22 protein-coding genes and 1 pseudogene are annotated in these 20,571 nt (G+C 61.0%); 16 read left to right on the top strand and 7 right to left on the bottom strand.

Annotated features, from left to right (window positions below; translation table 11 throughout):
- Window positions 1-2 precede the first annotated feature (2 nt).
- The gene (locus tag J3P75_RS05250; RefSeq protein WP_090286189.1) at window positions 3-281 is read right to left on the bottom strand and encodes a hypothetical protein; all 279 of its coding nucleotides are present in this window, start codon (window positions 279-281) and stop codon (window positions 3-5) included.
- Between the two features lie 193 nt (window positions 282-474).
- On the opposite strand from J3P75_RS05250, the gene J3P75_RS05245 reads away from it, so the two are divergent.
- Window positions 475-681: a hypothetical protein gene (locus tag J3P75_RS05245; RefSeq protein WP_008083982.1), complete on the top strand. Its 207-nt coding sequence runs from the start codon at window positions 475-477 to the stop codon at window positions 679-681.
- A 251-nt stretch (window positions 682-932) separates the two neighbouring features.
- On the opposite strand, the gene J3P75_RS05240 is transcribed toward J3P75_RS05245, so the two are convergent.
- Window positions 933-1,517 carry a YajG family lipoprotein gene (locus tag J3P75_RS05240; protein WP_008086137.1) on the bottom strand — a complete coding sequence of 195 codons (585 nt, stop codon included), beginning with the start codon at window positions 1,515-1,517 and terminating at the stop codon, window positions 933-935.
- A 204-nt stretch (window positions 1,518-1,721) separates the two neighbouring features.
- Between J3P75_RS05240 and J3P75_RS05235 the strand changes: the two genes are divergently transcribed.
- Together J3P75_RS05235 and mqo are read left to right on the top strand one after the other, a co-directional pair.
- Window positions 1,722-1,955, top strand: coding sequence for a hypothetical protein (locus J3P75_RS05235; RefSeq protein WP_090286191.1), 234 nt, complete (start codon window positions 1,722-1,724; stop codon window positions 1,953-1,955).
- Between the two features lie 706 nt (window positions 1,956-2,661).
- On the top strand, window positions 2,662-4,170 hold the full coding sequence (gene mqo, locus J3P75_RS05230; protein ID WP_090286193.1) for a malate dehydrogenase (quinone): 1,509 nt from the start codon (window positions 2,662-2,664) through the stop codon (window positions 4,168-4,170).
- Window positions 4,171-4,246: 76 nt separating this feature from the next.
- On the opposite strand, the gene J3P75_RS05225 is transcribed toward mqo, so the two are convergent.
- The 3 genes from J3P75_RS05225 to J3P75_RS05215 all read right to left on the bottom strand — a co-directional run bounded on the left by J3P75_RS05225 (window position 4,247) and on the right by J3P75_RS05215 (window position 5,823).
- Window positions 4,247-4,534: a PA4642 family protein gene (locus J3P75_RS05225; RefSeq protein ID WP_434709538.1), complete on the bottom strand. Its 288-nt coding sequence runs from the start codon at window positions 4,532-4,534 to the stop codon at window positions 4,247-4,249.
- 63 nt (window positions 4,535-4,597) lie between these two features.
- Window positions 4,598-5,077, bottom strand: coding sequence for a hypothetical protein (locus J3P75_RS05220; RefSeq protein WP_090286197.1), 480 nt, complete (start codon window positions 5,075-5,077; stop codon window positions 4,598-4,600).
- A gap of 188 nt (window positions 5,078-5,265) precedes the next feature.
- On the bottom strand, window positions 5,266-5,823 hold the full coding sequence (locus J3P75_RS05215) for a hypoxanthine-guanine phosphoribosyltransferase (RefSeq protein ID WP_090286198.1): 558 nt from the start codon (window positions 5,821-5,823) through the stop codon (window positions 5,266-5,268).
- Between the two features lie 164 nt (window positions 5,824-5,987).
- Between J3P75_RS05215 and upp the strand changes: the two genes are divergently transcribed.
- A complete protein-coding gene (gene upp / locus J3P75_RS05210) occupies window positions 5,988-6,626 on the top strand; it encodes a uracil phosphoribosyltransferase (protein WP_090286199.1) in 639 nt (212 codons plus the stop codon).
- A 2-nt stretch (window positions 6,627-6,628) separates the two neighbouring features.
- Window positions 6,629-7,903 (top strand): uracil-xanthine permease family protein, encoded by a 1,275-nt coding sequence (locus J3P75_RS05205; protein WP_090286201.1) that lies wholly within the window; start codon window positions 6,629-6,631, stop codon window positions 7,901-7,903.
- A gap of 127 nt (window positions 7,904-8,030) precedes the next feature.
- Here the strand turns inward: J3P75_RS05205 and hemH are convergent, their stop codons facing one another.
- Both hemH and J3P75_RS05195 read right to left on the bottom strand, forming a co-directional pair.
- Window positions 8,031-9,056: a ferrochelatase gene (hemH, locus tag J3P75_RS05200; protein ID WP_434709537.1), complete on the bottom strand. Its 1,026-nt coding sequence runs from the start codon at window positions 9,054-9,056 to the stop codon at window positions 8,031-8,033.
- 13 nt (window positions 9,057-9,069) lie between these two features.
- Window positions 9,070-9,972 (bottom strand): TIGR01777 family oxidoreductase, encoded by a 903-nt coding sequence (locus J3P75_RS05195; RefSeq protein WP_434709536.1) that lies wholly within the window; start codon window positions 9,970-9,972, stop codon window positions 9,070-9,072.
- A gap of 197 nt (window positions 9,973-10,169) precedes the next feature.
- Between J3P75_RS05195 and J3P75_RS05190 the strand changes: the two genes are divergently transcribed.
- The 11 genes and pseudogenes from J3P75_RS05190 (at window position 10,170) to J3P75_RS05140 (ending at window position 20,520) form a co-directional block, all read left to right on the top strand.
- Complete coding sequence (locus J3P75_RS05190) at window positions 10,170-11,156, top strand: NAD(P)/FAD-dependent oxidoreductase (RefSeq protein ID WP_434709534.1); 987 nt, start codon at window positions 10,170-10,172, stop codon at window positions 11,154-11,156.
- Window positions 11,153-11,368 carry a TIGR02450 family Trp-rich protein gene (locus J3P75_RS05185; RefSeq protein WP_208939796.1) on the top strand — a complete coding sequence of 72 codons (216 nt, stop codon included), beginning with the start codon at window positions 11,153-11,155 and terminating at the stop codon, window positions 11,366-11,368. The genes J3P75_RS05190 and J3P75_RS05185 overlap by 4 nt, the downstream gene beginning before the upstream one ends.
- A 795-nt stretch (window positions 11,369-12,163) precedes the next feature.
- Complete coding sequence (locus J3P75_RS05180; protein WP_434709533.1) at window positions 12,164-13,126, top strand: YbgA family protein; 963 nt, start codon at window positions 12,164-12,166, stop codon at window positions 13,124-13,126.
- On the top strand, window positions 13,126-14,067 hold the full coding sequence (locus J3P75_RS05175) for a MerR family transcriptional regulator (protein ID WP_434709532.1): 942 nt from the start codon (window positions 13,126-13,128) through the stop codon (window positions 14,065-14,067). The genes J3P75_RS05180 and J3P75_RS05175 overlap by 1 nt, the downstream gene beginning before the upstream one ends.
- Before the next feature lie 21 nt (window positions 14,068-14,088).
- Window positions 14,089-15,534 carry a deoxyribodipyrimidine photo-lyase gene (phrB, locus tag J3P75_RS05170; protein ID WP_434711209.1) on the top strand — a complete coding sequence of 482 codons (1,446 nt, stop codon included), beginning with the start codon at window positions 14,089-14,091 and terminating at the stop codon, window positions 15,532-15,534.
- Window positions 15,527-15,949, top strand: a complete 423-nt coding sequence (locus tag J3P75_RS05165) for a nuclear transport factor 2 family protein (protein ID WP_434709531.1) — start codon at window positions 15,527-15,529, stop codon at window positions 15,947-15,949. The genes phrB and J3P75_RS05165 overlap by 8 nt, the downstream gene beginning before the upstream one ends.
- Window positions 15,946-16,728, top strand: coding sequence for an SDR family NAD(P)-dependent oxidoreductase (locus tag J3P75_RS05160; RefSeq protein ID WP_434709530.1), 783 nt, complete (start codon window positions 15,946-15,948; stop codon window positions 16,726-16,728). The genes J3P75_RS05165 and J3P75_RS05160 overlap by 4 nt, the downstream gene beginning before the upstream one ends.
- The gene (locus J3P75_RS05155) at window positions 16,725-17,972 is read left to right on the top strand and encodes an NAD(P)/FAD-dependent oxidoreductase (RefSeq protein WP_434709529.1); all 1,248 of its coding nucleotides are present in this window, start codon (window positions 16,725-16,727) and stop codon (window positions 17,970-17,972) included. The genes J3P75_RS05160 and J3P75_RS05155 overlap by 4 nt, the downstream gene beginning before the upstream one ends.
- Window positions 17,969-18,784: pseudogene (locus tag J3P75_RS05150) on the top strand (DUF1365 domain-containing protein). The gene J3P75_RS05155 and the pseudogene J3P75_RS05150 overlap by 4 nt, the downstream one beginning before the upstream one ends.
- A complete protein-coding gene (locus tag J3P75_RS05145) occupies window positions 18,771-20,036 on the top strand; it encodes a class I SAM-dependent methyltransferase (RefSeq protein WP_434709528.1) in 1,266 nt (421 codons plus the stop codon). Before J3P75_RS05150 ends, J3P75_RS05145 begins: the two are co-directional and overlap by 14 nt.
- Window positions 20,029-20,520 (top strand): DUF2878 domain-containing protein, encoded by a 492-nt coding sequence (locus tag J3P75_RS05140; protein ID WP_434709526.1) that lies wholly within the window; start codon window positions 20,029-20,031, stop codon window positions 20,518-20,520. The genes J3P75_RS05145 and J3P75_RS05140 overlap by 8 nt, the downstream gene beginning before the upstream one ends.
- Window positions 20,521-20,571: the final 51 nt, after the last annotated feature.

The following is a 20,571-nucleotide window of genomic DNA, read 5'->3' as shown; positions in this document are numbered from 1 at the left end:
AGTCAGAAACGCGTGCTGATCCACGACACCAGCAAGGCCAGGCCCAGGCAGGCAAAACCGAAACGATAGAAAAAGCGGTTCATGCGCAAGGTCGCCCAATCGAGCAGCGGCTCGGCATTCGGCTGCGCCTGACGCTGGGCGGCGAGGCTGGCCTGTGCGCGTTGTTCGCGGCGACGGGTGGCGTGCAGCAGCCAGCTGCCGGGAAACGCCAGCAACAGCGCCAGCAAATTGATCAATTTGGCGGGATGGGCGGTAAACAGTGTCATCAAGTGCAGCGACATCACAGACCTCAATCTAGACCGGTTCGGCAGACGCCAGACCGACGACCGCGGCGCGGATTCTACCCAAACCCGAGCGCCCTGCCCCAGCCTTTGCGACAAATAACCTGACAATCGACCGATGGCTGTCCTGTGTCACGGCTTCGTCATGTAGATGCTGCACCCTGCGCGCCTCGAAACCTCAATGGAATGCACCATGCTGCACGCGGAAAACCAGGATCGCCTGTACCTCATCACGCCTTACGACGAACAACAGAGTCTGGTCGGCAGCCTTGCGTTCAATGTGCAGGATCGGCATTGGCTGGTGTATTGCGCACTGGGCGGGCACCAGCATGCGGATTTGCCGGAGACGGATTTGCTGACTGGGGTGAGCGTGCTCGACTTTTATTCGCAGGCTGCCTGAACGTCAAAAGCTTAAAAGCCCCTCACCCTAGCCCTCTCCCGCAGGGAGAGGGGACTGATCGAGGTGTTTGGTCGAGGTGCATCGACCTGAAATATCCAGCCGAACTCCGGTTCTGAAAAGCCCCCGATCGGCTCCCTTTCCCCCTCGCCCCCCTGGGGGAGAGGGCTGGGGTGAGGGGGTAGGATTTCAGGTCCCACAAAAAAGCCCGGCAACCATCACTGGCCCCGGGCTTTTTCACATCCGCTGAAAACTTACTCAGCCAGAACCTGACCCACCGTCGGATCCTTGAACAGACGCGTCAACGCATCGCTCAACACATCGCTGACCAGTTTGGTGTTGGTTTCCTGGTTCGGCGCCATGCCGAAGCGCTGGTCCAGCGAAGCACCGTAACGGCCGCTGTAGCGGCGGTTGGCGTTCTGCACGTCGGAGCGGAAGGTCGCGCCGATAGTCGCTTCGGTGACGTACATGCCTTCCTTCGGCGACTGATATTTCAGCTCGGCCAGGGTCACGGTCAGCTGCGGTGCATTCGGCGCGTTGTTGGTCGGGGTGAAGCCGAGCAGACGCACGGCGGCCTCAGCCTGAGCCTGCAACTTGGGCAGGATCTGCTCGCGCTGCACGGTGATGGCGCTGGTTTCCGGGTACAGGCCGCCACGGGTGCCGAGGGTTGGCGACGGACGACCGTCGACCACGCGCACGACAACCGGCTGGCCACGGCCGACCGCAGGCAGTTGCGTGGTCAGCTTCGGCTCCGGATTCAGTTGTTGCGGGCTGTGGGCGCAGCCGGCCAGGGTCAAACCGGCCACAGTGATCAAACCGAACAACAGGCGTTGCAACATGCTTTTCTCTCCAGAATCAGGCACAAACAGGCCGGCAGTATAGCGGTGGGCCACTGCGGGTAACCAGCGCCGCACAGTGAATACTGAAATGTCTGACAAACCCCGTCGAAAGCGGTTCCTGTCACAGATTCTTCACCGTCCATACACCACGACGTCACGGCTTGAGGCCAAGCTTCATTCAGTCCCCCAACAAGGTACTCAGCCATGCGTTATCTGATCTCATTGTTCGCCCCACGTCCGTTGCATCGCTGCTTTGCCCTGCTCGACCGCAACGGCCACTGCCAAGCCTTCAAGCAGTGCAGCCTGCAACCGATGGGCGACGGTTGGGTGGAAATCGAAGAAATCCGCCTCAACTGGTTGCACCAGCCACTGCCGGCCAGCGCCCGCGTCATAGCGTCGCAGCCTCGCACACGGGTCCAGGCGATGTTGAGCATCTGACCGGATGCCTAATAAAAGTCATTAAACACGAGCAACTGCGCGCATTTCTTCGCTACAATCTCCCCCCGATTATAAGGACGTCTCCTGATCGGGCCCCGCAACAGCGTCAATGCGCATGCATCGACACCAAAAATCGCCCACAGAGAGCCGCCCACACAGATCGAGTGAAGTTGGCGCGCTTGCCTGTTCTTCCGGCAAAAACCCGCTTTTCGCGAATCTGCAGAGCTGTCATGACGCTCGGCCACCGCGTGTTTTTGCCCTTGCGGGCAGGTGCCAGGCCAAGACAGCCCTTTTTTGAGGTTCACGTCTTCAAAAGAGCGTGAAAAAAACGGGTTTTCACAACTTCACAAGAGTGTGGCGAGCAAATGAATAGTTTTGCGTCTGAACATGCACCATTAGCGTCTGAAACAGCCCAACGACACAGGACCGGGTATACCTCGAATACCGGAGCCTGAAGCCTGTCCGCTACGGATTTGGTTGCACAAAACGGATGTCTCGACCATAAGTCGAATTGCCAGCCTTGCGCACAAATGAGTTCATGGAACCCTTGAAGCCAGGCCGCACGCATCCGTCGAAGTTGCGAAAAATTGCGAAGATTCGGACATGGCGAACCTGACCACGGATAGCCCGGACACCACTGACCTGTCCCGGAACGCCTGGCAGCCATGCCGACAATTTGGTGCTGCAGATTTTGGAGACGCGTTAAATGGCGCATAACGAAGCAGTCGACGTAGTTCTGGTAGGGGCCGGCATCATGAGCGCCACCCTGGCCGTACTGCTCAAAGAGCTCGACCCCGCGATCAAGCTGGAAGTCGTCGAGCTGATGGATTCCGGTGCCGCCGAGAGTTCCAACCCCTGGAACAACGCCGGTACCGGCCACGCGGGTCTGTGTGAGCTGAACTACACGCCGCAGGCTGCCGATGGCAGCGTCGACATCAAGAAAGCCGTGCACATCAACACCCAGTTCGAGGTGTCGAAACAGTTCTGGTCGTACCTGACCAAAAAAGGCACCTTCGGCTCGTGCAAATCCTTCATCAGCCCGGTGCCGCACCTGAGCTTCGTTCAGGGCGACAGCGGTGTATCGTTCCTCAAGGAACGCTTCAACGTGCTGAGCAAGCACCACGCCTTTGCCGACATGGAATACACCGAAGACAAAGGCAAGATGGCCGAGTGGATGCCGCTGATGATGCCGGGCCGTTCGCCGGACGAAGTCCTCGCCGCGACCCGCGTGATGAACGGCACCGATGTCAACTTCGGCGCCCTGACCAATCAGTTGCTCAAGCATCTGACCAGCGCTCCGGACACCCAGGTCAAATACTGCAAGCGCGTCACCGGCCTGAAGCGTAACGGCAACGGCTGGACCGTGAGCATCAAGGACGTCAACAACGGCAACACCCGCGAAGTCGACGCCAAATTCGTCTTCCTCGGCGCGGGCGGCGCGGCGTTGCCATTGCTGCAGGCTTCGGGCATCGAAGAAAGCAAAGGCTTCGGCGGCTTCCCGATCAGCGGCCAGTGGCTGCGTTGCGACAACCCGGAAGTGGTCAAGCAGCATCAGGCCAAGGTCTACAGCCAGGCAGCTGTGGGTTCGCCACCGATGTCGGTGCCGCATCTGGACACCCGCGTCGTCGACGGCAAGAAATCCCTGCTGTTCGGGCCATACGCCGGTTTCACCACCAAATTCCTCAAGCACGGTTCCTTCATGGACCTGCCGCTGTCGGTTCGCGCCGGCAACATCGGGCCGATGCTGGCGGTGGCGAAAAACAACATGGACCTGACCAAGTATCTGGTCAGCGAAGTGATGCAATCGATGGAGCAGCGCCTGGATTCCCTGCGCCGTTTCTACCCGCAGGCGAAAGCCGAAGACTGGCGCCTGGAAGTGGCCGGCCAACGGGTGCAGATCATCAAAAAGGACCCGAAAAAGGGCGGCATCCTGCAATTCGGTACCGAGCTGGTTGCTGCGAAGGACGGCTCCCTCGCCGCCCTGCTCGGCGCTTCGCCAGGCGCTTCGGTGACCGTTTCGATCATGCTGGAACTGATCGAGAAGTGCTTCGCGGACAAGGCCAAGGGCGAATGGGCCGGCAAACTGGCCGAGATCTTCCCGGCTCGTGAGAAAGTCCTGGAAACCGATGCTGCGCTGTATCGCAAGATCAACACGCAGAACAACATCGCGCTGGAACTGGTAGAAGAAAACAGCGAGACGCCAAGCTACGCTTGATCTCGCGGCATAAAAAACGCCCCGTACTCAATGAGTGCGGGGCGTTTTTTTATGCCTTGGCAATGAATCGAATGCCTCAGCCGCGAGCCTTGTCGATCAGCTCGATGTATTCAGCGGCATTGCGCTGATCGGCGATCAGCTCGACAAAGGTCTTGCCCTGCGCATCCTTGCCATCAACGTCGTAACCGGCCTCGACGAAGAAGCCCAGAAAACGCTCGAAGTCATCGATGCGCAGACCGCGATACGCCTTGATCAGTTTGTGCAGCGACGGCGAAATGGAATCGACCGGCTCAAAATCGAGGAACAGCTTGATCTGCGCATCGCCGATCTCGTCACCAATCACTTGTTTCTTATCTTTACGCATTGCCGACTCCAGCTCGCAGACATGACACGGGGCGGGCAGTTTACCCCTGCCCGGCCGCCCTGCTCAACGCGATCGCACCGCACCGGTGTGCAAATCGGCCCAGATATGACCATTGGCGTAACTGAGGAACTGCACATACACGGTGTCGTTGCGCAGCAAATCCATCACCACACGGTACTGGGCGAGCGGATAAAACAGCGTCAGGGTTTTGCTCTTGTCGTCGTAGGCCGGTTTTTTCAGGCTCTTGCTTTCGCCGTCGAAACTCACCAGCACCTGGCTGATGGTCGCGCCCTTGTTCAGCGACTTGCCTTTGAGGCGGATCAACAACGACGAGGTGACCGGAATCGGCTGCTGGTTGGATTGGCGTTGCGCACCGACCACCACCGAGTACTCGCTGACCTGCATCAGTTGCTGCTGCTCGGGTTCGGCATCGCGCACGGTCAGATCGTCGGGCGGCAGGAATTGACTGTGCATCGGCGCGGCGGACAACGGCAGGCTGAGGGACAGCAACAGCGCGGCAAGGCTGCGGGACAAGAGGCGCATGACAGGCTCCGGAGGGCGGGGCCGAGCACTCTAGCATGGGTGTCGCAGATGCATCAGCACACACAAAACAACTGTGGGAGCCAGCCTGCTGGCGATGGCGGTCTGTCAGTAATACTGATGTTGGCTGACAGGACGCTATCGCTAGCAGGGCTAGCTCCCACAGGGGGTTGGGGATAACTCCGGGGGTCTTACATGCCTTTAACGGCGTAGATCCCGTTGGCGTTGCGCCAGTAACCCTTGTAGTCCATGCCGTAACCGAAGATGTAGCGGTCGATGCACGGCAGGCCGACGAAGTCGGCTTTCAGGTCAGGACGCGCCTTGCGGTCGTGGTCCTTGTCGATCAGTACGGCGGTGTGCACTTTGCGCGCGCCGGCGTGTTTGCAGAAATCGATGATCGCGCCCAGGGTATGACCTTCGTCGAGGATATCGTCAATGATCAGCACGTCGCGGTCGATGAACGAGACTTCCGGCTTGGCTTTCCAGAACAGGTCGCCGCCGCTGGTTTCGTTGCGATAACGGGTGGCGTGCAGGTAGGACGCTTCCAGCGGGAACTGCAGATGCGTCAGCAGTTTGCCGGAGAAGATCAGGCCGCCGTTCATCACGCAGAACACCACCGGGTTGGTGTCCGCCAGTTGTTCGTTGATTTGCGCACCGACACGGGCGATGGCCGCCTCGACTTCAGCTTCGGTGTACAGGCAGTCAGCCTCTCGCATGACTTGACGGATATGCTCGAGATCAGCGGACATGGCGCTCTCCAGGGGGGCTTCGGATTCGGAAAAGCGGGCAAAGGTACGCATCCGCAACGGCTGAATCAAGCCTTTATGGACTAACGTACTGTATGTCCTATAGGACATCACCCTCGGATAGATTAATCTAGGCCGGTTTTTTTGCCCGCCGCCGGAGTTTTTCCATGCCCATTCTCGAGATCCGCCATCCGCTGATCCGCCATAAACTCGGCCTGATGCGCCGCGCTGACATCAGCACCAAGAATTTCCGTGAGCTCGCTCAGGAAGTCGGCGCCCTGTTGACCTATGAAGCTACCAAAGATTTGCCGCTTGAATCCTACGACATCGCCGGCTGGTGCGGCACCGTGTCGGTGGAAAAGATCGCCGGCAAGAAAATCACCGTCGTGCCGATCCTGCGCGCCGGCATCGGCATGCTCGAAGGCGTGCTCAGCCTGATTCCGGGTGCCAAGGTTTCGGCTGTCGGTGTTGCCCGCAACGAAGAAACCCTGCAAGCGCACACCTATCTGGAAAAACTGGTGCCGGAAATCGACGAACGCCTGGCGATGATTATCGACCCGATGCTCGCCACTGGCAGCTCCATGGTTGCGACCATCGACCTGCTGAAGAAGGCCGGTTGCCGCGACATCCGCGCCATGGTTCTGGTCGCCGCGCCAGAAGGCATCGCCGCCGTCGAAAAGGCGCACCCGGACGTGACCATCTACACCGCGTCCATCGATGAACGTTTGAACGAGCACGGCTACATCATTCCTGGGCTTGGCGACGCCGGTGACAAGATTTTCGGCACCAAGCAGAAGGACGCGTAAGCATGCAGCAAGAGTTCAACGATCCGCTCTGGCGCACGGTGCTGTCCGGCGCGCAGATGCTGTTCGTGGCGTTCGGCGCGCTGGTGCTGATGCCGCTGATCACGGGCCTGGACCCGAACGTGGCACTGTTTACCGCCGGTCTTGGGACGATCCTGTTCCAGATCGTCACCGGGCGTCAGGTGCCGGTGTTTCTGGCGTCGAGCTTCGCCTTCATTACCCCGATCATTCTCGCCAAGGGCCAGTTCGGCCTCGCCGCGACCATGGGCGGGGTGATGGCGGCCGGTTTCGTCTACACCTTCCTCGGTCTGGCCGTGAAGATCAAAGGTACCGGGTTCATTGACCGTCTGCTGCCGCCGGTGGTGATCGGTCCGGTGATCATCTCGATTGGCCTGGCCATGGCGCCGATTGCCGCGAACATGGCGATGGGCAAGGCTGGCGACGGTTCTGAACTGATTCCCTACCAGACCGCGATGCTGATTTCGATGCCGGCGCTGCTGACCACGTTGATTGTGGCAGTGTTCGGCAAAGGCATCTTCCGCCTGGTGCCGATCATTTCCGGGGTGCTGGTGGGTTTTGCCATGTCGTTTTATTTCGGCGTGGTCGACACCGCGAAGATTGCAGCGGCGCCCTGGTTCGCCCTGCCGCACTTCACCGCGCCGGAGTTCAACTGGCAGGCAATCCTGTTCATCGTTCCGGTGGCCCTGGCGCCGGCGATCGAGCACATCGGTGGGGTGATTGCGGTCGGCAGCGTGACCGGTCGCGATTACCTGAAGAAGCCGGGCCTGCATCGCACCCTGCTCGGTGACGGCATCGCCACTACTGCTGCCGGGCTGTTCGGCGGCCCACCCAACACCACCTACGCCGAAGTGACCGGCGCGGTGATGCTGACCAAGAACTACAACCCGAAAATCATGACCTGGGCGGCGATCTTCGCCATCACCCTGGCGTTCATCGGCAAGTTCGGCGCGCTGCTGCAAAGCATTCCGGTGCCGGTGATGGGCGGGATTCTGTGCTTGCTGTTTGGCTCGATCGCGGCGGTGGGGATGAACACCCTGATCCGCCACAAGATCGACCTGGGCGAAGCGCGCAATCTGGTGATCGTCTCGGTGACGCTGGTGTTTGGTATTGGCGGTGTGCTGGTCGGCACCGGCACCGGTCCTGACGACTTCGGCCTCAAAGGCATCGCGCTGTGCGCGGTGGTGGCGATTGCGCTGAACCTGATCCTGCCGGGCAATGATGGCTGGAAGCAGAAGAAAGCGGATGAACCGCTGATCTAAACCTACAGATCTGCAGCGCCTGACACACCGCTATCGCCAGCAGGCTGGCTCCACATTTGATCTCTGGTGCCACAGTGTTTGTGTACACCGCAGATCCACTGTGGGAGCCAGCCTGCTGGCGATGCTTTTAGAGGGCCAGCGGCGCGCGTTCGCAGAGCGTTGCCAAGGCCTTGGCCCATTGCGGGTCGTCGTTCAGGCAGGGCACCAGCACCAGCTCCCCGCCCCCCGCTTCGCGGAACTGCTCCTTGCCGCGATCGCCGATTTCTTCCAGCGTCTCGATGCAGTCAGCGACGAATGCCGGGCACATCACCAAAATCTTTTTTACGCCGCTTTTTGCCAGTTCGTCCAGCCGCGCTTCGGTGTACGGCTCGATCCACTTTGCCCGCCCCAGGCGTGACTGAAACGACACCGACCACTTGCCGTCCGCCAGCCCCATGCTCTTGGCAAACTCGGCGGCGGTGCGGAAACACTGCGCGCGGTAACAGGTCGCCAGCACCGCCGGCGACGCGGTCTGGCAGCAATCGGCGCCTTTCAAGCAATGATTGCCGCTCGGATCGAGCTTGGTCAGATGCCGCTCCGGCAAGCCGTGGAAGCTCAGCAGCAAGTGATCGAAATCCTGCTGCAAATGCGGGCGAGCGCTGGCTACCAGCGCATCGATGTATTCCGGCTGGTCGTAAAACGGCTGCAGGATCGACAGCTGCACATCGAGCTTGTGCTCGCGCAAAACGCGTCGGGCTTCTTCGATCACCGTGGTGGTGGTGCTGTCGGCGAACTGCGGATACAGCGGCGCCAGGGTGATCTTCTTGTGCCCGGCCTTCACCAGACGCAGCAGGCAGGTTTCAATCGACGGCTCGCCATAACGCATCGCCAGATCAACCGGGCCATGCTTCCACGTTTGGGTCATTTGCTGTTGCAGACGCTGGCTGAGCACCACCAGCGGCGAACCCTCCTCCCACCAGATCGAGGCATAGGCATGCGCCGATTGCTCCGGGCGCTTGATCAGGATCAGCGACACCAGCAACCGCCGCACCGGCCATGGCAGGTCGATGACGTACGGGTCCATCAGAAATTGATTGAGGTAGCGGCGCACATCGGCCACCGAGGTCGAGGCCGGGGAACCCAGGTTGACCAGAAGCAAGGCGTGATCGGTCATGCAACGTCCTATTTCAGAGGCGGCTGGAGAGATCGTCCAGAGCCGCGCGTAAATCCGTGAACTGGAAAGTGAAGCCCGCTTCCAGCAAGCGTACCGGCATGGCCTTTTGGCCGCCGAGCAACAACAATGACATCTCGCCAAGGCCGACTTTCAGCGCCAGCGTCGGCATTGGCATGAACGCCGGGCGATGCAACACGCTGCCCAGCGTCTGCGCGAATTCGCGATTGCGCACCGGTTTTGGTGCGCAGGCATTATAAGGACCACTGGCCTGCTCGCGGTGCAGAAGAAAATCAATCAGGGCGATTTGGTCGTTGATATGAATCCACGGCATCCACTGCCGCCCATTTCCCAACGGCCCGCCCAGACACAGCTTGAACGGCAGCAGCAGGCGCGACAAAAAGCCGCCCTCGGCCGACAGCACCAGACCCGTTCGCACCAGCACCACGCGCATACCCAGATTCTCGGCACGCAGGGCCGTCTCTTCCCAAGCGATGCACAACTGACTGGCGAAATCGTCAATCACCGGCGGCGACTCTTCCGTCAGCTCGCGCTCGCCACCGTCGCCGTACCAGCCGATCGCCGAGCCGGAAATCAGCACTGCTGGTTTTTGCGTGCGCGTCTCAAGCCAGGCCAACAGACTTTCGGTGAGCTTGATCCGGCTGCTCCACAGCAACGCCTTGCGCCGATGCGTCCACGGCCGATCGGCAATCGGCGCGCCGGCCAGATTGATGATCGCGTCCAGCGGCTCCTCGCTGAGGTCTTCCAGACGAGCGATGCCACGCACCGACGCGCCACAGATCTTCGCCACCGTTTCGGGCTTGCGACTCCACACCGTCAGCCGATGGCCCTGCTCCAGCCAGTGGTGGCAGAGCTGACGTCCGATCAAACCAGTACCGCCGGTCAGCAATATGTGCATGACATCTTCCTCGCGTGGCATTTAACCCGGATCACTAGTCTATTTTTATAAGCAGGGATCTTTTCCATCGGGCGGGCTCTATTGTTTAACCATAGGCCAAGCTAACGAAACGAGATTGGCAGAAGTTATACCAAAAAACATAATTGTACAGGTTTCATCGACGGCGTAGTCTGTACAGAAAGGTAAACGAGGCCCCTATGACTGTACCTATCGCAATCATCGGCACCGGCATCGCCGGACTCTCCGCCGCCCAGGCTCTGACAGAGGCCGGGCACACCGTGCAACTCTTCGACAAAAGCCGCGGCAGCGGCGGGCGCATGTCGAGCAAACGCAGCGACGCCGGTTCGCTGGATCTCGGCGCGCAGTACTTCACCGCCCGCGACCGTCGCTTCGTCACCGAAGTGCAGCGCTGGCAGAGCCAGGGCTGGGTCGCCGAGTGGGCGCCGCAGCTCTATTCGTATCAGGGCGGGCAACTGAACATGTCGCCGGACGAGCAGACCCGCTGGGTCGGCGCACCCCGCATGAGCGCCATCACCCGTGGCCTGCTCGACGGCCTGAATGCGCAGTTCGCCTGCCGCATCACCGAAGTGTTTCGTGGCGAACAACATTGGCATTTACAGGACGCCGAGGGCTTCACCCACGGTCCGTTCAGCCACGTCGTGATCGCCACACCGGCACCGCAAGCCACCGCCCTGCTCGCCGCCGCACCGAAACTCGCCGCGGCCGCCGCCGGGGTCAAAATGGACCCGACCTGGGCCGTCGCCCTGGCCTTCGAAACCCCACTGGACACCCCGATCGAAGGCTGCTTCGTGCAAGACAGCCCACTCGACTGGCTGGCCCGCAACCGCAGCAAACCCGGACGCGATACCACCCTCGACACCTGGGTGCTGCACGCCACCAGCGCGTGGAGCCGGCAACACATCGACCTGTCCAAGGAAGCGGTGATCGAACACCTGCACGGCGCCTTCGCCGAACTCCTGCACAGCGCCATGCCCGCGCCCACCTTCAGCCTCGCCCACCGCTGGCTCTATGCACGCCCCGCCATCGGCCACGAATGGGGCACCCTCGCCGACGCCGACCTCGGCCTGTACGCCTGCGGCGACTGGTGCCTGTCCGGCCGCGTCGAAGGCGCCTGGCTTAGCGGCCAGGAAGCCGCCCGCCGCCTGCACGAACACCTGCAATGAACCGCCTCAACCCGAGCAAACTGCTGCTGTCGAAATGGACAGCAGCACAGCCACAACACCGCGAAAAACACTTCCTCGTCACCGAACTGTTCCGCGACGAAGAAGGCACCGTACTGGAAATCGAACTGCAGGCCGTGCTGACCAAACGCAGCGAGCGGATGGAATGGCAAGTGCTGAAGAATGCCGAGCAGTGGATTCTGGGCTGGAAATAAATCCTGTGAGAGCCAGCCTGCTGGCGATGGACGATAACCCGCTCGCCTTCAATGGCAACCGAGGCACAGCAAAAGCCTACCCTCACCCTAGCCCTCTCCCGGAGGGAGAGGGGACGGACCGAGGTGGATGTGATGGCTATGCCGGCCTGCGATACCGAGTCGTACACGATTTCAAAGCCAACGCAGATCAGCTCCCTCTCCCTGGGGAGAGGGCTGGGGTGAGGGGCAGCCCCACCCCAAATCCCAAGCCAACCACCCGCTTCTAACCACTCAACAATGAGCGTTAGCTCGCGTGCTCTTGATCTTGATCTTGCGTCACCGGCGACGTCGGAAGGCTGAGCGCAGGGATTGATCAGGGCGTGGGAGCGTAGCGACCGTACGACGAAGTCGTACACAGCGGAAGGAGGTGCAGCGAAGCAAACCGTAGCCGCTGCGCCCGGATCAGTCCCGGAGCGAAGGGACCCGAGCTTGCGAGGGCCGAACGTAGGAGCAAGCGTTTTGGGTTACCTTTTTGGCGTTTGAAAAAAGTGACCCGCCGTCAGGGCGGAACCCTAAGCAGCCGTTACCGCAGTAACGGATATGTACTCCAAAACTCACCGCCTGAAAGAAAGCCATCGCTTGCAGGCAAGCTCCCACAGAAAAGCCACCACCACCGCTCCAACCGCTCCAACCGCTCCAACCGCTCCAACAGCAAAAATCTTGTACAAACTATTTGACTTGTACACCAACCCATCTATGCTGACAAAAAGTTGTACAGACCAAACCCACTGTACAGGTATAGATCGCGAGGTGCCCATGTCCGCTACCCCCACGTCCAAGCCAAAAATCGCCATCAGCGCCTGCCTGCTCGGCGCCGAAGTGCGCTACAACGGTGGACACAAGGAATCGCGCCTGTGCAGCCGCACCCTCACCGAATACTTCGACTTCACCCCTCTGTGCCCCGAAGTCGCCATCGGCATGGGCATCCCCCGCGAACCGATCCGCCTGGTCGGCGACCCCGAGCAGCCACAAGCCGTCGGTACCGTAAACCCGACGATCAACGTCACTGCACCGCTGGCTGAATACGGCAAGCAGATGGCCGCCGAACTCAACGATATCTGCGGCTACATCTTCATGCAGCAATCACCGTCCTGCGGCCTCGAGCGCGTCAAGGTCTACCACGCCAACGGCGCCCCGGTGAACGGCGGCGGGCGCGGCATTTACGCCCAGACCTTCTGCGCCGAACACCCCGACCTGCCCGTGGAAGAAGCCGGACGCCTGAACGACCCGGTCCTGCGCGAAAACTTCATCACCCGCGTACTCGCCTACAGCGCCTGGCAGCAAGTGCTTGCACAAGGCCTGAGCCGCCGCGTCCTGACCGAATTCCACTCGCGTTACAAATACCTGCTGATGGCGCACAACCCGCTGCAATACAAGGCCCTCGGCAAACTGCTCGGCAATATGGCCGACAGCGATCCAGCCGAACTCGGCCCGCGCTACTTCAGCGAGCTGATGGCCGCCCTGAAGAAATGCGCAACCCGTGGCACCCACTGCAATGTCTTGCTGCACATCAGCGGTTATTTGAAACAATCGCTGAGCGCCGAAGACAAAAAAGAAATGCAGCACGTCATTGGCCAGTACCGCCAGGGCATCGTGCCGCTGGTGGTGCCGCTGACCCTGCTCAAGCATCACTTTCGCCTCCATCCGGATCCGTACATTGCGCAGCAGGTTTACCTGCAACCGCACCCGGAAAACCTCAGTCTGCGAAACGCTATCTAATGAACGATAAAACCGACAGCAGCGCCCAGGAAGATCTCGGCGCCGACTTCAAAAAGGCCCTCGATGAGGGCTGGTTGCCGATTCGCGAAGTCGCACGGCAGACCGGCGTCAACGCGATCACCCTGCGTGCCTGGGAGCGTCGCTACGGGCTGGTCGTGCCGCAGCGCACGCCCAAGGGCCATCGCCTGTATTCGGCTGAACATGTGCAGCGCATTCTGGCGATTCTCACCTGGCTCAACCGCGGCGTCGCGGTCAGTCAGGTCAAGCCGTTGCTCGACACGCCGCAGGCGTTCAGCGAAACGGTGGAGAACGACTGGCAGCGATTGCACCAGACGCTGATGACCGCAGTCACCCAACTCAACGAGCGCTTGCTCGACGACAGCGTCAATCAAGCCATGGCGCTGTACCCGCCGCGCACCCTGTGCGAGCAGTTGCTGATGCCGCTGCTGACAGAACTGGAGCAGCGCTGGCAGGGCCAGTTCGGCGCGCAGATGGAGCGGGTGTTCTTCTATTCCTGGCTGCGCAGCAAGTTCGGCACCCGCATCTACCACAACAACCGCCAGTTCCACGGCGCGCCGTTGCTGTTGATCAACCATTCCGACCTGCCACTGGAACCGCATCTGTGGCTGTGCGCGTGGCTGATCAGCAGTGCCGATTGCCCGGTGCAAGTGTTCGATTGGCCGCTGCCCGCGGCCGAATTGGCGCTGGCGGTGGAACATCTGCAGGCGCGCGGCGTGCTGCTGTATTCCAGCAAAGCCATGAACCTTGGGCAGTTACCGAAGCTGCTCAATGGCATCGACTGCCCGAAAATGATCGCCGGACCAACGGTATGCATCCACCACACAGAGTTATCCGTAAAAGCCTCCGAGATGGCTGATGTGCTCCTGGCAGAAGATGTGCTTCTGGCCCACCAGGCACTGGTTCAGCGTGGATTGATCTAAATGGACGCAGTGAGTTCCGACATGCAATTGATCTGGCTGCGCTGCGACTTGCGCCTACATGACAACACCGCTTTGGCCGCCGCTGCCGCGCGTGGGCCGACCGTGGCCGTGTACCTGCTGAGCCCGCAGCAATGGCAGGAACATGACGATGCACCGTGCAAGGTCGATTTCTGGTTGCGCAACCTCACCATCCTTAGCCAAAGCCTCGCCGCACTGAACATTCCGCTGCTGATTCGCACAGCGACGCATTGGGATCAGGCACCCGCGCAACTGCTGAAACTGTGCAAGGCGCTAGGAATTCAGGCAGTCCACGTCAACGAGGAATACGGTGTCCATGAAAGTCGCCGCGATGCTGCCGTCAGCGAAACGCTGCAAGCCGCGGGCATCGAATTCCACAGCTACCTCGATCAGTTGCTGTTCAAACCCGGCACCGTGCTGACCAAGACCGACACCTATTTCCAGGTGTTCAGCCAGTTTCGCAAAGTCTGTTACGAACGCCTGCACCGCTCGTTGCCGGCGCTGATCAAGGCCCCGGGTAAACAAGCCGCGCTGCACATCGACAGTGATCCGGTTCCCGCATCGATCAACGGTTTCGCCACGCCGAGCCAAACCCTGCAAGCGCTGTGGCCGGCCGGTGAAGACGAAGCCCGCCGCCGTCTCGACAGCTTCACCGACGCGCAAATCGACTATTACCAGAGCGAGCGCGACTTCCCGGCCAAACCCGGCACCAGCCAGCTGTCTGCCTATCTGGCGGCTGGGGTGATCTCGCCGCGTCAGTGCCTGCATGCCGCGCTGCACAGCAATCAGGGTGAATTCGAAAGCGGCAAGGTCGGCGCGGTCACCTGGATCAACGAGCTGCTCTGGCGCGAATTCTACAAACACATTCTGGTTGGTTATCCGCGGGTCTCGCGCCATCGCGCGTTTCGCCCGGAAACCGAAGCGCTGGCCTGGCGTGACGCGCCGGCCGAACTGGCTGCCTGGCAAGAAGCGCGGACCGGCCTGCCGATCATCGACGCGGCCATGCGCCAATTGCTTGAAACCGGCTGGATGCACAATCGCCTGCGCATGGTCGTGGCGATGTTCCTGACCAAGAATCTGCTGATTGACTGGCGCGAAGGCGAGCGCTTTTTCATGCGACATCTGATCGATGGCGATCTGGCGGCGAATAACGGTGGCTGGCAGTGGAGCTCCTCGACCGGCACCGATTCGGCACCGTACTTCCGGATTTTCAATCCGCTGAGCCAGTCGGAAAAGTTCGACAGCGAAGGCCTGTTCATCAAGCACTGGCTGCCGGAACTGGCCGGTTTGAACAAAAAAGATGTGCACAACCCGGCCAAACTCGGCGGCTTGTTTGGCGTGGCGGATTACCCGGCACCGATCGTCAACCTCAGCGCCTCGCGCGAGCGTGCCTTGGCCGCGTTCAAGAACCTGCCGTCGCGCCAGCCAGCCGGAGGCCGTGATGAGTGAATTCCTGTACCGCTTCGCCGGGCAATTTTCCACCTTGAACAAAGACAACCTGGAGCGCCTCGGCGAGCTGTACAGCCACGACATTCATTTCACCGACCCGCTGCACGAAGTGCAGGGTTTGCAGCAATTGCGCGATTACTTTAATGAGCTGTACGCCAACGTCAGCGAACTGCGCTTCGACTTTCACGGTTACGACCAGATCGCTGAGGGCGAAGGCTACTTGCGTTGGGTCATGAGTTATCGCCACCCGCGTCTGGCCAGCGGGCAAATGATTCGCGTCAGCGGCTGCTCGCATTTGCTGTGGCACGACAAGGTTTATCGCCATCGGGATTATTTCGATGCCGGGGCGCTGCTGTATGAGCATTTACCCGTATTGGGCCGGGTCATCGCCTGGCTAAAAAGGAGAATGGGATGAGTCGTACACCTCCACGGCGTTATTGGCTGACCGGTGCCAGCAGTGGCATCGGCGCGGCACTGGCTGAGGAAATTCTGAAAACCGGCGCGCATTTGGCGGTCAGCTCGCGGCAGATCGCGCCGCTGAAAGTCTTGTCGCAACGCTATCCGGGACAAGTGCTGGTGGTGCCGGGCGACCTGACCAACAGCCAGACCGTGCGCGAGATCGGCGAGCAGATCGCCGAAGACTGGGGCTCGCTGGATTCGGTGATCCTCAACGCCGGAACCTGTGAGTATGTCGACGCGAAACAGTTCGACTCATCGATCATCGAGCACGTGGTGCGCACCAATCTGCTCGCCAGCAGCTACTGCATCGAAGCCGCCCTGCCCCTGCTGCGCAAAGGCACCGCGCCGCATCTGGTCGGCGTCGCCAGTTCGGTGACTTACCTGCCGCTGCCACGCGCCGAAGCCTATGGCGCGTCGAAGGCTGGCCTGCGCTACCTGTTTGAATCATTGCGCATTGATCTGGCCGACGAGGGCATCGAGGTCACCGTGGTCAGCCCCGGTTTCGTCGAAACGCCGCTGACCGCGAAAAACGATTTCCCCATGCCGCTGAGCTGGCCTGTGGATAAAGCCGCGCGGCACATCTTCGCCAAGCTCAAGGACCGGCCACTGGAGATCGCTTTTCCGGCGCTGTTCATGGCGGCGCTGTGGCCGCTGTCGAAGCTGCCGTCGCGTGTGCAACTGGCGATCGGCAAACGCATGGTGCGCAAATCTCCGCCATTGACGGACCCGACATGAAAATCGCCATTATCGGCAGCGGCATCGCCGGGCTGACCTGCGCCTACCTGCTCAATCGCCGCCACGACATCACGGTGTTCGAGGCCAGCGACTGGGTCGGCGGCCACACGCATACCGTGCCGGTCACGGTCGACGGGCGTGACTATGCGGTGGACACCGGTTTCATCGTGTTCAACGACTGGACCTATCCGAACTTCATCCGCTTGCTCGGGCAACTCGGGGTGGCGTTCAAACCGACCGAGATGAGCTTCTCGGTGAACGATCCCGACACCGGTCTGGAATACAACGGCAACAACCTCAACAGTCTTTTTGCCCAGCGCAGCAACCTGTTGTCGCCGGGGTTCTGGGGCATGTTGCGCGACATTCTGCGTTTTAACAAAGAAGCCCAGCGCGACCTGCTCGAACTGCGCATCGCCGCCGATACCACGCTGGACGAATACCTCAAGGCCGGCGGCTACGGTGAGCGTTTCATCCTGCATTACATCGTGCCGATGGGCTCGGCGATCTGGTCGATGTCGATGGCGGAAATGCTCAATTTCCCGCTGCAGTTCTTTGTGCGCTTCTTCAAGAATCATGGACTGCTGTCGGTCAGCGACCGCCCGCAATGGCAAGTCATCGAGGGCGGCTCGAGCGCCTACATCGCGCCGCTGACGGCTTCGTTCAAGGAACGCATTCGCACCCATTGCCCGGTGACCCGCGTCGATCGCGACACCCATGGCGTGGTTACTCACAGCCCGGCCGGCATCGAACACTTCGACCGCGTGGTGTTCGCCTGCCACAGCGATCAGGCACTGAAACTGCTGGCGACACCGAGCGATGCCGAACGGGCGATCCTCGGCGCCCTGCCCTACGCCGACAATGAAGTGGTGCTGCACACCGACACGCGCCCGCTGCCGACACGCAAACTGGCCTGGGCGAGCTGGAACTACCGGCTCAGCGGCGCCGGCCACACCCACGCCGCCGTCACCTACGACATGAACATTCTCCAGGGCATACAAAGCGACACCACGTTTTGCGTGAGCCTCAACCAGAGCGCCGGCATCAGCCCGGACAAGGTGCTTGCGCGCTACACCTACGCGCACCCTCAGTTCAGCCTGGCGGCTGTCGCAGCACAGGAACGCTGGGGCGAACTCGATGGCGCGCAGCACACGCATTATTGCGGCGCGTATTGGGCCAACGGTTTTCACGAGGACGGCGTGGTCAGCGGGTTGCGCGTGGCCGCCGCGTTCGGGGAAACCCTATGAACAGCGCCCTGTACAGCGGCTGGATCGGCCACCGGCGCTTCTCGCCGCGTCGCCATGAATTCCGCTATCGCATCGGCTTGCTGTATCTCGACCTGAGCGAGCAGGACGCCGTTCTCGCCCTGTCGCCGCTGGCCGGGCGCAGTCGCTTTGCGCCGTTTTCCTTCCGCTAGACCGACTACCTCAAGGCCTTCACCGGCCAGGGCATGCGCCTGATCGATGCGGTGCGCCAACAGGTCGGCGTGGCCATCGGCCACGAGCCGCAGGGTTCGATCTGCCTGCTGAGCCAGGTGCGCAGTTGGGGGTTATCGTTCAACCCGGTGAGTTTTTTCTACTGCCATGAGGCGGACGGGCAACTGGCGGCGATTGTCTGCGAAGTTACCAACACGCCGTGGCGCGAGCGTTATCACTACGTGCTGCCGGCGCGTGCACCGGTCAGTCTGGGCGATTTTCATCAGCACTTCGCCGTGGCCAAGGCTTTTCATGTGTCGCCGTTTTTGCCGCGCGATCTCGAATACCGCATGAGCTTCAGCCCCGCCGCGCAGAACCTCGGCGTGCACATGGCCGACTGGCAGGGCGAGCAGAAACTGTTCGACGCCACGCTCAACCTGCAACGCGAACGCCTCGATCGCCACAGCCTGCACCGCTACCTGCGGCGCTTTCCTTGGATGACCGCAAAAACCGCATTGGCCATTTATTGGCAGGCGCTGCGCCTGTTGCTCAAGCGCGCGCCGATTTTCTCCCACCAGACTGCCGACGGCAGCTTTCAAACCGCCACTGTGCCTCCCAAGGAGCACCGCCATGAAATCCTCTAGTCTGTCGGCCGGTTGGCTCAGCACCAACGGTTTGACCGGGTCGCTGTTGCGCCGTGGCGTCTTGCGCCAATTGAGCTTGCTTAAACACGGACAGCTGCTGGTGGTCGAGGATGGCGAACGCCTGCTGTTCGGCACTCCGGGCAGCACGCTGCTGGGGGAAATCCACGTCAACGATCCAGCACTCTGGGGCATGGTCGCCGGCAACGGTTCGATTGGCGCTGGCGAGGCGTTCATTCACGGCTACTGGAGTTCGCCGGATCTGACCGCGGTGGTGCGCGTGTTCGTCAGCAACCTCGACGTGCTCGATGCAATGGAAGGGGGCCTGGCGCGTATCAGTCGGCCGTTGGTGCAAGGTTTGCACTGGCTCAACCGCAACACGCGCAAGGGTTCGCAGAAAAACATCGCCGCGCACTACGACCTGGGTAATGACCTGTTCGAACAATTTCTCGACCCGACCATGATGTACTCGGCCGGGCAATTCCTGAGTGCCGAGGACAGCCTCGAACAGGCGCAACTGAACAAACTGCAGCGCATCTGCCAGAAGCTTGCCCTGCAACCCGGCGATCACTTGCTGGAGATCGGCACCGGTTGGGGCAGCATGGCGCTTTACGCCGCGCAGCATTACGGCTGCCGCGTGACCACCACGACCCTGTCGAAAGAGCAGTACGCATTCACCGCGCAACGCATCGAACAACTGGGCCTGCAAGACCGCGTCACGCTGCTGTTGCAGGACTATCGCGACCTCACCGGGCAATACGACAAACTGGTGTCGATCGAGATGATCGAAGCGGTCGGCCATCGCTTCCTGCCGACCTACTTCAAGCAGTGCGCGCAGTTGCTCAAGAGCAACGGGCTGATGCTGATCCAGGCCATCACCATTCGTGAGCAGCGCTACGAACAGGCGTGCCGCAGTGTCGATTTCATCCAGCGCTACATCTTCCCCGGCGGCGCCTTGCCCAGCGTGCAGAAAATGCTCGACGTGGTCAGCCGCGACACCGACATGAACCTGCTGCACATGGAAGATTTCGGCCTGCATTACGCGCGGACCCTGCGCTTGTGGCACGAGAACTTTCGCCACGCCCATGGGCGTTTGACCGAGCTGGGCTACGACGATTATTTCCTGCGTTTGTGGGAGTTCTATCTGTGCTATTGCGAGGGTGGTTTCCTCGAACGCGCGATTGGCACCGCGCAACTGCTGCTGGCGAAACCGGCGGCGATCACCGCGCCGCTGCTTGGGCGCTTCGATGCTTAAAAATGTCGCCAACGCCGTGCTGTTCCAGTTCGGCTGGCTGACCTGCGTGATCGGCGGCAACAGTCTGTGGTTGCTGCTGGCATTGGCGGTGCTGGTGATTCATCTGCGCTGGCTCAGCAGTTGGGCGGCCGAGGGGCGCCTGGTGCTCAGCGTGGTGATTGTCGGCACGGCGCTGGACAGTATTTTGCGCGCGTTGGGCGTGTTCGAGTTCAGCGACGAATCGCCGCTGATTCCGCTGTGGCTGATGTTGCTCTGGGCCTTGCTGGCGACAACGTTGCGCCATTGCCTGCAATGGAGTGCCCAACCGTGGTGGCTGGCCAGCGCGCTGGGGGCAGTCGGCGGTGCACTGTCGTATTACGCAGGCGGGCGTCTGGCCGGAGTGCAATTTCCCTACGGCGAGTGGCCAACGCTGATCGGCATCGGTGTGCTGTGGGCGCTGGTGTTTCCGTTGCTGCACGCGATGGCCCGGCGCCTGGCGCAGTGAGCGTCTGTCAGCGCTTTCACACGCACAGCGGCCGCTGCCTTACACTGGCGC

Origin of the sequence: Pseudomonas sp. R1-1 (assembly GCF_051132135.1) — a bacterium.
In the GTDB taxonomy this organism is placed as follows: domain Bacteria; phylum Pseudomonadota; class Gammaproteobacteria; order Pseudomonadales; family Pseudomonadaceae; genus Aquipseudomonas.
This window is presented reverse-complemented; position numbering and strand designations above follow the sequence as displayed.